Source organism: Burkholderia sp. Ap-955 (genome assembly GCF_011753045.1).
Lineage (GTDB): Bacteria > Pseudomonadota > Gammaproteobacteria > Burkholderiales > Burkholderiaceae > Burkholderia > Burkholderia lata_D.
This window is the reverse complement of the sequence record NZ_VWWH01000009.1, coordinates 103,716-118,060: the sequence shown is the minus strand read 5'-3', so window position 1 is coordinate 118,060 and position 14,345 is coordinate 103,716. Positions and strand designations below refer to the sequence as shown.

The following is a 14,345-nucleotide window of genomic DNA, read 5'->3' as shown; positions in this document are numbered from 1 at the left end:
GCGCCGGCTCGGGGCCAGTTACGCGTTTTCCTCGACGTACTCGTCGTCGCCGCGTGCGGCCTGGACCACTTCGTTGACCGCGTTCGCACGGCCTTCGAGGATCGCATCGGCCACGCCTTCAGCGTACAGCGCGACTGCCTTGCTCGAGTCGTCGTTACCCGGGATCACGTAATCCACACCTTCCGGCGAGTGGTTCGTATCGACCACGGCGATGACCGGCACGCCCAGCTTGTTCGCTTCGGTGACAGCAATCTTGTGGTAGCCGACGTCCACGACGAAGATCGCGTCCGGAATGCCGCCCATGTCCTTCACGCCGCCGATCGACTTCTGCAGCTTGGCGATTTCGCGTTCGAACAGCAGCGCTTCCTTCTTGCTCATCTTTTCGAGTTCGCCTGCCTCGACTGCCGCTTCCATGTCCTTCAGGCGCTTGATCGATACCTTCAGCGTCTTGAAGTTGGTCATCATGCCGCCGAGCCAGCGTGCATTGACGAACGGCATGCCTGCGCGCTGCGCTTCCTGAGCGATCGTGTCACGCGATTGACGCTTCGTGCCGACGAACAGGATCGTGCCGCGGTTCGCTGCCAGCTGGCGCACGTACTTCTGTGCGTCCGTGAACATCGGCAGCGTCTTTTCGAGGTTGATGATGTGAATCTTGTTGCGGTGACCGAAAATGAACGGAGCCATCTTCGGGTTCCAGAAGCGCGTCTGGTGACCGAAGTGGACACCCGCTTCCAGCATTTGGCGCATCGTAACTGCCATGTAAATTCTCCACGAGGGTTGGGTCTTAAGCCGGCCGCCGTACCGCCGCGCGATCCCACCCCGAAGGGCGCGAATTCCGCGCGGCCGGCACCCTGGTTGCGCCGGCTTGCGATTCGGCACGTGCAAACGCCCGTGCCGTAAGCCTTCCATCCGCGATGCCGCCCCAACACGGGGCAAGCTCGGCAATTGGATATCGACTTAGCCAAAGAGTATAGCACGCCGATTTGTCCGCTCTCAAGTCGCTCACCACTTTCGCTTGCCGCGCGGCAGCCGGCCGGACAATCAGCGAAAACCCGCATCCGCACCGCCGGCAGGGGCTGCGACGCCTGCCAGAAGGTGCGATAATCCATCAATTCACCGCATTCCAGGCATACCTCGATGGCTATTACGCTCAAAAACGAACACGATATCGCCGAGATGCGCGTCGCCTGCCGTCTCGCGAGCGAAGTGCTCGACTTCATCACGCCGCACGTCGTCGCGGGCGTCACGACCGCCGAACTCGACCGCCTCTGTCACGAGTTCATGCTCAACGAACAGGGCACGATCCCGGCGCCGCTGAACTACCAGCCGCCCGGCTACCCGCCGTACCCGAAGGCCACCTGCATTTCGGTCAACGACGTGATCTGCCACGGCATTCCCGGCGAGAAGGTGATCAAGAACGGCGATGCGCTGAACATCGACATCACCGTGATCAAGAACGGCTACTTCGGCGACACGAGCCGCATGTTCATCGTCGGCGAGGGTTCGATCCTTGCGAAGCGCCTCGTGCAGACCACCTACGAATGCATGTGGCTCGGCATCGACCAGGTCAAGCCCGGCGCGCACCTCGGCGACATCGGCTACGCGATCCAGAAGCACGCGGAAGCGCAGGGCTACAGCGTCGTGCGCGAATACTGCGGCCACGGCATCGGCACGGTGTTCCACGAAGATCCGCAGGTCGTCCACTACGGCCGCCCGGGCACGGGCATCGAGCTGAAGGCCGGGATGATCTTCACGATCGAGCCGATGATCAACGCCGGCAAGCGCGACATCCGCACGATGCCCGACCAGTGGACGGTCAAGACGCGCGACCGCAGCCTGTCGGCGCAGTGGGAGCACACGGTGCTCGTCACCGAAACCGGCTACGAGGTGCTGACCGTATCGGCCGGCACGCCGGCGCGCCCCGTGTTCGCGCAACCAGCCGCCGCCGTCTGAGCGCCGTCGCGCCAGCCCGCCCCACCCGCACCTGAACGGCCGCCCATGAGCGCTCACGCTGCCCCCTCGCCCGAAGCGCTGTCGCGGCGCGCCGAATTCAAGGCCGCCAAGACGGAGATGCTCGAGCGCTTTCGCCGCGCGGCGAACGTCGCGTCGCTGATGCACGCGCTGTCGAAACTCACCGACGAAGCGCTGAAGCGCGTGTGGGACGACTGCGGGCTGCCCGCGACGCTCGCGCTCGTCGCCGTCGGCGGCTATGGGCGCGGCGAGCTCGCGCCCTATTCCGACGTCGACATCCTCGTGCTGCTGCCCGATGCGCACGACCCGGCGCTGGATGCGCGCATCGAGCGCTTCATCGGCATGGCGTGGGATCTCGGCCTCGAGATCGGCAGCAGCGTGCGCACGGTCGCGCAGTGCATCGAGGAGGCGTCGCAGGACGTCACGGTACAGACCTCGCTGCTGGAAGCGCGCCGCATCGTCGGCAGCACCGCGCTGTTCGAACGCTTCACGGTGCGCTACCACGAGGCGCTCGATGCCCGCGCGTTCTTCACCGCGAAGGTGCTCGAGATGCGCCAGCGCCACGCGAAGTTCCAGGACACGCCGTACAGCCTCGAGCCGAACGTGAAGGAAAGCCCCGGCGGGCTGCGCGACCTGCAGACGATCCTGTGGATCGCGCGCGCGGCCGGTTTCGGCAGCAGCTGGCGCGAACTCGACACGCGTGGCCTCATCACCGACCGCGAGGCGCGCGAGCTGCGCCGCAACGAAGGCTTCCTGAAGACGCTGCGCGCGCGGCTGCACGTGATCGCCGGCCGCCGCCAGGACATGCTCGTGTTCGACCTGCAGACGCAGGCCGCCGAGAGCTTCGGCTACCAGCCGACGCAGGCCAAGCGCGCGAGCGAACAGCTGATGCGCCGCTACTACTGGGCCGCGAAAGCCGTCACGCAGCTCGCGACGATCCTGATCCAGAACATCGAGGCGCAGTTGTTCCCCGCGACGAGCGGCATCACGCGCGTGCTGTCGCCCGACCGCTTCGTCGAGAAGCAGGGCATGCTCGAGATCGTCGACGACGGCGTGTTCGAACGCCATCCCGACGCGATCCTCGAAGCGTTCCTGTTGTACGAGACGACCCGCGGCGTGAAAGGGCTGTCCGCCCGCACGCTGCGCGCGCTGTACAACTCGCGCGAGATCATGAACAACGCGTGGCGCCGCGATCCGCAGAACCGCGACACGTTCATGCGGATCCTTCAGCAACCCGAAGGGATCACGCACGCGTTCCGACTGATGAACCAGACGAGCGTGCTCGGCCGCTACCTGCTGAATTTCCGCCGCATCGTCGGCCAGATGCAGCACGACCTGTACCACGTGTACACGGTCGACCAGCACATCCTGATGGTGTTGCGCAACATCCGCCGCTTCGCGGTGGCCGAGCACGCGCACGAATATCCGTTCTGCAGCCAGCTGATCGGCAACTTCGAGCGCCCGTGGGTGCTGTATGTCGCGGCGCTGTTCCACGACATCGCGAAGGGCCGTGGCGGCGACCACTCGACGCTCGGGATGGCCGACGCACGACGCTTCTGCCGCGAGCACAGCATCGCCGGCGACGATGCGGCGCTGATCGTGTGGCTCGTCCAGCATCACCTGACGATGAGCCAGGTCGCGCAGAAGCAGGACACGAGCGACCCCGAAGTCATCAAGCGCTTCGCAGAAGTCGTCGGCAACGAGCGGTACCTCACCGCGCTGTACCTGCTGACCGTCGCCGATATCCGCGGCACGAGCCCGAAGGTGTGGAACACGTGGAAGGGCAAGCTGCTTGAGGACCTGTACCGCATCACGCTCGCGGTGCTCGGCGGGGCCAACCCCGACGCGCACTCGGAGCTGAAGTCGCGGCAGGAACAGGCGCTCGCGCTGCTGCGCCTCGAAACCGTGCCCGACGACGCGCATCGCGCGCTGTGGGACCAGCTCGATGTCGGCTTCTTCCTGCGTCACGACGCGGCCGACATCGCGTGGCAGACGCGCGTGCTATACCGGCACGTGAATGCCGAAACCGCGATCGTCCGCGCGCGGCCGTCGCCGATCGGCGATGCGCTGCAGGTGCTCGTGTACGTGAAGGATCGCCCCGACCTGTTCGCGGGCATCTGCGCGTATTTCGACCGCAACGGGCTGTCCGTGCTCGACGCCCGCATCAGCACGACGCGGCACGGCTATGCGCTCGACAATTTCATCGTCACGCAGACCGAGCGTGACGTGCGGTATCGCGACATCGCGAATCTCGTCGAGCAGCAACTCGCGTCGCGACTCACCGAAACCGCACCGCTGCCGGAGCCGTCCAAGGGCCGCCTGTCGAGGCTGTCCCGGACGTTTCCGATCACGCCGCGCGTCGACCTGCGGGCCGACGAGCGCGGCCAGTACTACATCCTGTCCGTGTCGGCCAACGACCGGCCGGGCCTTCTCTATTCGATCGCGCGCGTACTCGCCGAGCATCGGATCGGCGTCCACGCGGCGCGGATCAATACGCTCGGCGAACGCGTCGAGGACATTTTCCTGCTCGCGGGTGCCGGCCTGTCCGACAACCGCCTGCAGATCCAGCTCGAAACCGAATTGCTGCGTGCGATCGCAGTCTGAATGAATCCCAGCGTTTATGCGCACCAAATTAACCGTCAAGAATCCGAAGCCGGCGTCGCCGACCCGCGCCCCTGTCCGCTCCGGCAGCCTCGTCGCCCGCAAGGCGGTGCGTCCCGCTACGCCTCCCGCCGGGGACAAGCCGGCCCGCCCGAAGAAGGCGTCCCCGGCCGCCGCCGGCGAACGCACGTTCAAGCCGCGCGCTGCCGCGGGCGCCGAGCGCCCGGGCGCGGATCGCGCACCGGCCAAGCGTGCGCCGCGTGACGGCGGTGCGGAACGCGGCACGCGCGCCCCTTATCGCGACAACGCGTCCGGTGAAGGCGCGAAGCGCAGTTTCGGCGATCGACGCACGTCGTCGGATCGGCCGCCCCGCCGTGATGACGACGCACGGCCGCGTCGCACAGGTGGCGAAGGCGGCGCACGCACGCCGTATCGCGACAATGCCGGCGGTGAAGGCGCAAAGCGCAACTTCGGTGACCGCCGTACGTCGTCGGATCGCCCGCCCCGCCGCGATGATGATGCCCGCCCGCGTCGTGCAGGTGGCGAAGGCGGCGCACGCACGCCTTATCGCGACAACGCATCCGGCGAAGGCGCAAAGCGCAGCTTCGGCGACCGCCGCACGTCGTCGGATCGCCCGCCGCGCCGCGATGACGATGCCCGCCCGCGCCGCGCAGGTTCCAGTGAAGGCGGCGCACGCGCGCCGTATCGCGACAACGCATCCGGCGAAGGCTCGAAGCGCAGCTTCGGCGACCGCCGCACGTCGTCCGATCGCCCGCCGCGCCGCGATGACGATGCACGTCCGCGTCGCGCAGGTTCCAGTGAAGGCGGCGCACGCGCGCCGTATCGCGACAACGCATCCGGTGAAGGCGCAAAGCGCAGCTTCGGCGACCGTCGCACGTCGTCCGATCGCCCGCCGCGCCGCGATGACGATGCACGTCCGCGTCGCGCAGGTTCCAGTGAAGGCAGCGCACGCGCGCCGTATCGCGACAAGGCACCCGGCGAAGGCGCGAAGCGTAGCTTCGGCGACCGCCGCACGTCGTCCGATCGCCCGCCGCGCCGTGATGACGATGCCCGCCCGCGCCGCGCAGGCGCCGACGACGGCAAGCGCCCGTCGTATCGCGACAAGCCTGCCGGCGAAGGTGCGAAGCGCAGCTTCGGCGACCGCCCGGCCCGCCCCGCGCGCGACGGCGAGCGCCGCTCGTTCGGTGCGGTCAAGACCGCGCAACCGGTCAAGCGCGCCGCCGCCGATATCGACTACGGTGACGAATCGGGCCTGATGCGCCTGTCGAAACGGATGTCCGAGCTCGGCATGTGCTCGCGCCGCGAAGCCGACGAATGGATCGAAAAGGGCTGGGTCCTCGTCGACGGCGAACGCATCGACACGCTCGGCACCAAGGTACGCGCGGACCAGAAGATCGAGATCGACGAACGCGCGAGCGCCGCGCAGGCCGCGCAAGTCACGATCCTTCTGCACAAGCCGGTCGGCTATGTGTCCGGCCAGGCGGAAGACGGCTACGAGCCCGCGGCCGTGCTGATCACGCGCGCGAACCGCTGGAGCGGCGACCATTCGCCGGTGCGCTTCTCGCCGCAGCACCTGCATGCGCTCGCGCCGGCCGGCCGCCTGGACATCGATTCGACCGGCCTGCTCGTGCTGACGCAGAACGGCGTGATCGCGAAACAGCTGATCGGCGAGCAATCGGACATCGACAAGGAGTACCTGGTGCGCGTGCGCTTCGGCGAACGGCTCATCGACATCGACCAGCACTTCCCCGCGGAATCGCTCGCGAAGCTGCGCCACGGCCTCGAGCTCGACGGCGTCGCGCTGAAGCCCGCGATGGTGAGCTGGCAGAACGGCGAGCAGTTGCGCTTCGTGCTGCGCGAAGGCAAGAAGCGCCAGATCCGTCGCATGTGCGAGCTGGTGGGCCTCGACGTGATCGGCCTGAAGCGCGTCCGGATGGGCCGCGTGATGCTCGGCGCACTGCCGCAGGGTCAATGGCGCTATCTGTCGGCCGACGAGACGTTCTGATCGCGGGCGCACACCCGTGCGCCACGCAATGAAAAAGCCCGCGCAAGCGGGCTTTTTTCTTGTCTGCGAGAAGCCGGCAAAGCCGGCCAATCAATCGTCGGAAGCCGGATCGAGCCCCGGGAACAGCACTTCCGTGAAGCCGAAGCGCGTGAAGTCGGTGATCCGCATCGGATACAGCTTGCCGATCAGGTGATCGTATTCGTGCTGGACGACGCGTGCGTGAAAACCGTCGACCACGCGGTCGATCTTCTCGCCGTACTGGTCGAAGCCGCTGTAGCGCACTTTCGCGTAGCGGCTGACGACGCCGCGCATGCCCGGGACCGACAGGCAGCCTTCCCAGCCCTCTTCCATGTCCGGCGGCATGTACTCGATCTTCGGGTTGATCAGCACGGTCTCGGGCACCGGGGGCGCGTCCGGGTAGCGGTTGTTGTTGCCGAAGCCGAAGATGATGATCTGCAGCCCGATGCCGATCTGCGGTGCGGCCAGGCCGGCGCCGTTCGCATGGTGCATCGTCTCGAACATGTCCGCGACGATCTCGTGCAGTTCGGGTGTATCGAACCGCTCGACCGGCTTGGCGACTTCGAGCAGGCGCGGATCGCCCATCTTCAGGATCTCGCGAATCATGGCGTATTACCCTCCAGGAGTTGGTGCAGACCGTCTTCGTCCAGCACGGGGATGCCGAGTTCCTCGGCCTTCGCGAGCTTGCTGCCGGCTTCGGCGCCCGCGACCACGTAATCCGTCTTCTTCGATACCGAACCGGCCACTTTCGCGCCCGCCGCTTCGAGCATTTCCTTCGCGGCATCGCGCGTGAGCGTCGGCAGCGTGCCCGTCAGCACGACCGTCTTGCCGGCCAGCACGCCCTGCGGCGCCTTCGGCGCGGGCGGCCCTTCCGGCCACGTTACCTTGCCCGGCGCGCGCAACTGCTCGATCACGGTCCGGTTGTGCTCTTCCGCGAAGAACTGATGGAGCGACTCGGCGACGATCGGCCCGACGTCGTTGACTTCGAGCAGTTCTTCGATCGATGCGTCCATGATCGGCGTCAGCGAGCCGAAATGCTTCGCCAGATCCTTCGCGGTCGATTCGCCCACATGACGGATGCCGAGCCCATAGATGAAGCGCGCGAGCGTCGTGTGCTTCGCCTTCTCGAGCGAGTCGAGCAGGTTCTGTGCCGACTTCTCGGCGAACCGGTCGAGCTCGGCGAGCGTCGCAAAGCCGAGATTGAACAGGTCGGCCGGCGTGCGCACGAGATTCAGCTCGACGAGCTGGTCGATGATCTTCTCGCCGAGCCCGTCGATGTCGAGCGCGCGGCGCTGCGCGAAGTGCCACAACGCCTGCTTGCGCTGCGCCGGGCAGAACAGGCCGCCCGTGCAGCGCGCGATCGCCTCGTCCGGCAGGCGCTCGATCTTCGAGCCGCACACCGGGCATTCGGTCGGCATCACGAACTCGGCCGCATCGGCCGGTCGCCGGTCGAGCAGCGCGCCGACCACCTCGGGGATCACATCGCCCGCGCGGCGCACGATCACGGTATCGCCGATCCGGATGTCCTTGCGGCGCACTTCGTCCTCGTTGTGCAGCGTCGCATTCGTCACGGTCGCACCGCCGACGAACACGGGCTCGAGGCGCGCGACCGGCGTGATCGCGCCGGTGCGGCCGACCTGCACGTCGATCGCGACGAGCTTGGTCAGCGCTTCCTGTGCAGGGAACTTGTGCGCGAGCGCGAAGCGCGGCGCGCGCGACACGAAGCCGAGGCGCTCCTGTTCGTCGCGCCGGTTGACCTTGTAGACGACGCCGTCGATGTCGTACGGCAGCGACTCGCGCTTCTCGCCGACCGTGCGGAAGAAGTCGAGCAAGCCTTCGGCCCCGTGCACGACCGCGCGCTCGCGGTTCACGGGCAGGCCGAGCGACTCGTACCAGTCGAGCAGCGCGCTGTGCGTATCGGGCATCGGCATCCCGTCGAGCACGCCGATCCCGTACGCGAAGAACGACAGCGGACGCTGCGCGGTGATCTTCGAGTCGAGCTGGCGCAGGCTGCCGGCCGCCGCGTTGCGCGGGTTCGCGAATTCGCGCTGCTCGGCCGCGCGCTGGCGTTCGTTCAGGCGTGCGAAATCGCGCTTGAACATCAGCACCTCGCCGCGCACGTCGAGCAAGGCCGGCACGTTCTTGCCCTTCAGCTTCAGCGGAATCGAGCGGATCGTGCGCACGTTCTCGGTCACGTCCTCGCCCGTCGTCCCGTCGCCGCGCGTGGCCGCCTGCACGAATACCCCCTGCTCGTAGCGCAGCGAGATCGCGAGACCGTCGAACTTCAGTTCGCATGCGTACTCGACGGGCTCTGTCACCGAGCCGGCGAGATCGGTCGTCTTGTCGAGCGCGTCGGCGACACGCTTGTCGAATGCGACGATGTCCTCGTCGGCGAAACCGTTGTTCAGCGACAGCATCGGCGCATCATGGACGACCGGCGTGAAGCCGCCGGCCGCCTCGCCGCCGACACGCTGCGTCGGCGAATCGGGCGTCACGAGTTCGGGATGGTCGGTCTCGAGCTGCTGCAATTCGCGGAACAGCCGGTCGTATTCGGCGTCTGGCAGATCCGGCTGGTCGAGCACGTAATAGGCGTAGTTCGCCCGCTCGAGTTGATCGCGCAGCCACGCGGCGCGCGCGTCGGGCTGGCTGGCTGGCGGTTCGGCTTGGGTTCGGGCCATGCTGGCGGCAGAGTCGTTCTGAAAAATCGGAATTCCGATTATCTCAGTTTGACGCCGCAGCGGGGGCACGCGATGCGTGCCGCGCGGGCCCGCTGCAGTGCACACAAGCACGGTGCATGGCAGCGTCGGGCGACGGCACCGGAAGCCGCCGCCCGCCGGGCGCGCGTTACTGGCTGAAGAGGCGGCGCGTGACCGGCGAACCGGCCGGGATGCCGGCTTCCTCGAGCTTCGCGTACAGCTTCATCAGTTGCTGATCGATCGCGACCAGCGTCGATTCCGGCAGCGGCCGCCGCGAATCGTCGACGACCCGCGCGCCGATCCGCTCGGACAGCGACTTCGCGTAATCGCACATCAGCCGGAACGGCAGGATGTCCTCTTCGGCGACCGGCACGTCGAGCACCAGCGTGATCATGTTGCCGCCCTTGTACGTGAGGTCGTCGCGCAGGAAGTTCGTGTCGCCGAACTGCAGCATGAACACGGGGTTCTGCTTCGCGTCGAGCTTCACGAAACGCGTGCCGTCGCGCGACAGCAGCAGCCCGTCCTGCGACGCGACCGCCTGCACGTAGTTCGCCGACCACGGCGCGCCGTCCGACATCACGTTGATCGACAGCTGCGCGTCGCACTGCGCGGCGAACGCGTCGAGCTCGCGCGCCATCGCGACCGTTTCCATCATGTCCGGGAATTCCGGCGCGCCGTCGATCGCGTCGGCGAACTGCTGGACGCCCGTCACGAATTCGGAGAACTCGAGCTCGTTCAGCGCACCGCTGCGGTTCGCGAGCTGCGCGGCCGCGCGCAGTTCCTCGTAGCGCACGCCGTTCTGCAGCAACTCCCACTGGCCGCCTTCCGGCTTGCCTTCGATGTGCACGGGCTTGCTGCCCGCGCGACGCAGACGCTGCGCGGCCGGCAGGATCTTGTCGCCCGGCAGCGACCCGCCGAGGCGGATCGGCACGATGCAGTCGATCCGGCGGTCGACGATCGCCGGCGGGGCCGACGAGATCGTCGTGGCGGCCGGCAGCACCGGTTCGGCCGGCTCTGCCGGTTCCGCGTGCGTGTCGTGCGCGGAAGCCGGCACGGCTGCTTCGCCGGCAACCGGCTCGACCGACTCGGACGGTGCATCGACGCCGGTCGCCTCGGCCTGCAGATCGGCCGGCATGTCGGCAGGTGCCGCTCCACCGAACGTCGGCTCGACGCGCGCGACTTCGGCCGGCGTGCCGCCCGTGGCGGCCGCCGGGGCCGGTGCCGCGGGCTCGCGCCGCACCGGCTGGCGCACCGGCTCGATGAACGGCAATTCTTCCTCGCGTTCGGGGCGGTTCATCGCCTCGGCCGCCTCCTCCGGCATCGGGCGCGGCATCCTGCGCCGCACCTTCGCGCCCTGCCATGCGTTGTAGACCACGACGCCGCCCACTACGACGGCGCCCGCGCCGATCAAACCGAGTGTCAACTCGTCCATGCACGCTCCATCAGCAATTCTTGTTCGTCGGAACCGCGAACGGGCGCCCATGCGCCGCGCGAACGCGGTCCGGTTTCGTCAAACGTCAATTCTGGGCAAAACCCGCGGCGGTTTCCATGTCTACCGCAACGATCCGCGACACGCCCTGCTCCTGCATCGTCACGCCGATCAGCTGCTGCGCCATTTCCATCGCGATCTTGTTGTGCGAGATGAACAGGAACTGCGTCTTGTCGGACATCGCGCGCACGAGATTCGCGAAACGCTCGGTGTTCGCGTCGTCGAGCGGCGCGTCGACCTCGTCGAGCAGACAGAACGGCGCCGGGTTCAGCTGGAACATCGCGAACACCAGTGCGGTCGCGGTCAGTGCCTTCTCGCCGCCCGACAGCAGGTGGATCGTCGCGTTCTTCTTGCCCGGCGGCTGCGCCATCACCTGCACGCCGGCGTCGAGAATTTCGTCGCCCGTCATGATCAGCTTCGCCTGGCCGCCGCCGAACAGACGCGGGAACAGGTCGCTGAAGTGACGGTTGACCTCGTCGAAGGTGCCCTGCAGCAGCGTGCGGGTTTCCTGGTCGATCTTGTGGATCGCGTCCTCGAGCGTCGTGATCGCGTCGATCAGGTCCGCCGACTGCGCGTCGAGGAACACCTTGCGCTCGCTCGCGGCCTTCAGCTCGTCGAGCGCGGCCATGTTCACCGGACCGAGCGCGTTGATCGCGTTGTTCAGGCGCGTAACCTCGCCCTGCAGGTACGACGGCTTCAGATCCGGCGTGAGCTTCTCGCGCAGCGCTTCCTCGTCGACCTCGGCCGTCGTCAGCTGCTCCGCGAACTGCTCGACCGACAGGCGCGCAGCCTGCTCCTTCAACTGCAATTCGGTGATGCGGTCGCGCAGCGGCTGCAGCGAGCGCTCGGCGACGAGTCGCTGCTCGTCCGACGCGCGCAGCTTCGCGGTCAGGTCGTCGAGTTCGATCCGCGCGGCCTGCAGCGCCTCTTCCTTCACCGCACGAATCTCGAGCGCATCCTGCAGGCCCGTGTGCGCGGTCTGCTCGTTGATCGTCTCGAGCTCGGCGCGTGCGTCTTCCAGCGACGCGGCGACGCGCTCGCTCTGCTCGTGCGCGACCTGGATGCTGCGCTTGAGTTCGTCGATCCGCGTCACGGCGTTGCGTGCGGCGAAGCGCGCGTCGTTCGCGCCGCGCTCCAGGTCACGCGCTTCCTGACGCGCCTGCGTCAGCGATTCGTCCAGCGCTTCGAATGCGAGCTGGTTGTCCTCGAAGCGCGCCTGCAGTTCCGCGAGCTCGCCGTCGAAACGCTCGAAATTCGCTTCCGACTCCGCGCGCATCGCGCGCTGCTCTTCGATCTGCGCGCCGATTTCCTCGAGTTCCTCGCGGATCTGCGTGCTGCGCTGCGTGTAACGCTCGTGCGCCTGCGCCAGCTTCAGCACGTCCATCTGCAGCGCGTGCACGCGCTGCGTCGCACGCTCGGCCTGCGCACGTACATCGCCGAGCGCCTGCGTGGCCTGCGTGTGCGCGGCTTCCGCGCGTACCGCGGCCGTGCGCGCCTCGTCGGCGAGCAGCGCTTGCGCACGCACCTGGCGCGTCAGGTTTTCGATTTCCTGCTGGCGGGCCAGCATCCCGGCCTGCTCCGAATCGGCGGCATACAGCTGCACGCCGACGCGCGTGACGATATGGCCGGCCTTGACGACGAACGCGCCGCCTGCCGGCAGCTGCGTGCGCGTCGCGAGCGCCTGCGCGACGTCGTCGGCGACATACACGTTGCCGAGCCAGTCGTTCAGCACCGCGCGGATGCCCGCATCGTCGATGCGCACGAGCGACAGCACCGGACGCAGGCCAGCCACGGCCGCCGGCGGTTCACCGGCCGCGGGCGGCGCGTAGAACGCGAGCTTCGCGGGCGGCGCGTCGGTGGCAAAAGCCTTCACCCAGTCGAGATTCGACACTTCGAGCGCGGCGAGGCGCTCGCGCAGCACGGCTTCGAGCGCCGCTTCCCAGCCGGCTTCGACATGCAGCTTCTTCCACAGACGCGGCAGCGCGCCGAGCTCATGCTTGTCGAGCCACGGCTGCACCTTGCCTTCGGTCTGCACGTTTTCCTGCAGCTGCTTCAGCGCGGCGAGACGTGCCTCGAGCTGGTGGATCTGCGCGGCTTCGGCCTGCACGCGCTCCTGCGCGGCACGGCGCTCGCCATCGAGGCGCGGCACCGTTTCCTGCGCGTCGGCGAGGCGCGCCTGCGCCTCGGCCAGGATCTCTTCCTGCTCGGCGAGCTGCATGCGCAGCTCTTCGAGCTGCGCCTCGTCCGGCGCGTCGAGCCCGCTCGCTTCGCTCTTCAGGCGCTCATGGCGCTGCTGCAGCTGCTGGAGCTGCTGGTCGGCGTTGCGCTGGTGCGCGGCTTCGAGCTTCAGCGACTGTTCGGTCTGCGCAATCCGCGCGCGCTCGTCGTTGAGCTGCGCCTGCGCATCGCGGAATTTGGCCTCGAGCGCCGGTAGCGCATCGTGCTTCGCGGCAGCGTTGTCTTCGGCGAGCGCGGCCTTCTCGTCGGCCATCGCGCGCGCCTCTTCGGCTTCCTCGAGCTCGTCCTGCGCCTTCTCGGCCTGCGCGCGCCATTGCTCGCGCTGCGCATTCAGCGCGGCGATCTGCGCCTGCACGCGATTGCGCGATTCGACGATGAACTTGATCTCGGCTTCGAGGCGGCTCACCTCGGCGTTCGCTTCGTAGAGCGAACCCTGCGCGCCCTGCATCGCGTCGCTTGCCGCGTAATGCGCGACGCGCAGCGTCTCGAGCTGCGCCTCGACCTCGCGCAGCTTCGCCGTCTGCGCCTCGAGGTCGATCTGCGCCTGTTCGATCGCGCGCTGCTGCTTCTGCTGCTCGCCGGCGGCCTCGTTCTTGCGCAGCAGCCACAACAGGCGCTGCTTCTCCTCGCCGTCGGCGACGAGTTCCTTGTACTTGGTCGCGACGACGGCCTGCGCCTCGAGCTTCTCGAGGTTCGCGCCGAGTTCGCGGACGATGTCCTCGACGCGCGTCAGGTTCTCGCGCGTGTCGTGCAGGCGGTTCTCGGTCTCGCGGCGGCGTTCCTTGTACTTCGACACGCCCGCGGCTTCCTCGAGGAACACGCGCAGCTCTTCCGGCTTCGCCTCGATGATCCGGGCGATCATGCCCTGCCCGATGATCGCGTACGCACGCGGCCCGAGGCCGGTGCCGAGGAAGATGTCCTGGATGTCGCGGCGGCGCGCCGGCAGGTTGTTGATGTAGTAACTCGACGTGCCGTCGCGCGTGAGCACGCGCTTCACGGCGATCTCGCCGTACTGGCCCCACTGGCCGGCCGCGCGGCCGTCGGAGTTGTCGAAGATCAGTTCGACACTGGCCCGGCTGCCGGGCTTGCGGGCGGTCGAGCCGTTGAAGATCACGTCCTGCATCGATTCGCCGCGCAGCTCGGAAGCGCGCGACTCGCCGAGCACCCAGCGCACGGCATCGATGATGTTGGACTTGCCGCACCCGTTCGGGCCCACCACGCCGACAAGCTGGCCCGGAACCTGGAAATGCGTGGGATCGACAAAGGATTTGAAGCCAGCGAGTTTGATCGAGCTCAGACGCACGGC

The 14,345-nt window shown here is 67.7% G+C and carries 8 protein-coding genes; 3 read left to right on the top strand and 5 right to left on the bottom strand.

The window, feature by feature from the left end:
• Positions 1–18: 18 nt before the first annotated feature.
• Entirely contained in the window at positions 19–759 is a 741-nt protein-coding gene (gene rpsB, locus F3J15_RS08175; protein ID WP_006752149.1) for a 30S ribosomal protein S2, read from the bottom strand.
• Between the two features lie 378 nt (positions 760–1,137).
• On the opposite strand from rpsB, the gene map reads away from it, so the two are divergent.
• From map to F3J15_RS08160, 3 genes are read left to right on the top strand one after another with little or no spacing between them, the layout of a single operon-like run.
• Positions 1,138–1,953: a type I methionyl aminopeptidase gene (gene map / locus F3J15_RS08170; RefSeq protein ID WP_012328760.1), complete on the top strand. Its 816-nt coding sequence runs from the start codon at positions 1,138–1,140 to the stop codon at positions 1,951–1,953.
• A gap of 45 nt (positions 1,954–1,998) precedes the next feature.
• Positions 1,999–4,575, top strand: coding sequence for a [protein-PII] uridylyltransferase (locus F3J15_RS08165; RefSeq protein WP_166889618.1), 2,577 nt, complete (start codon positions 1,999–2,001; stop codon positions 4,573–4,575).
• Positions 4,576–4,591: 16 nt separating this feature from the next.
• Entirely contained in the window at positions 4,592–6,598 is a 2,007-nt protein-coding gene (locus F3J15_RS08160; protein WP_166889616.1) for a pseudouridine synthase, read from the top strand.
• 90 nt (positions 6,599–6,688) lie between these two features.
• On the opposite strand, the gene def is transcribed toward F3J15_RS08160, so the two are convergent.
• The 4 genes from def to smc form a co-directional block, all read right to left on the bottom strand.
• Positions 6,689–7,222, bottom strand: coding sequence for a peptide deformylase (def, locus tag F3J15_RS08155; protein WP_069248281.1), 534 nt, complete (start codon positions 7,220–7,222; stop codon positions 6,689–6,691).
• The gene (ligA, locus tag F3J15_RS08150; RefSeq protein ID WP_166889614.1) at positions 7,219–9,294 is read right to left on the bottom strand and encodes an NAD-dependent DNA ligase LigA; all 2,076 of its coding nucleotides are present in this window, start codon (positions 9,292–9,294) and stop codon (positions 7,219–7,221) included. Before ligA ends, def begins: the two co-directional genes overlap by 4 nt.
• Positions 9,295–9,460: 166 nt before the next feature.
• Entirely contained in the window at positions 9,461–10,744 is a 1,284-nt protein-coding gene (locus tag F3J15_RS08145) for a cell division protein ZipA C-terminal FtsZ-binding domain-containing protein (RefSeq protein ID WP_166889612.1), read from the bottom strand.
• A gap of 85 nt (positions 10,745–10,829) precedes the next feature.
• Entirely contained in the window at positions 10,830–14,342 is a 3,513-nt protein-coding gene (gene smc, locus F3J15_RS08140; RefSeq protein ID WP_166889609.1) for a chromosome segregation protein SMC, read from the bottom strand.
• Positions 14,343–14,345: the final 3 nt, after the last annotated feature.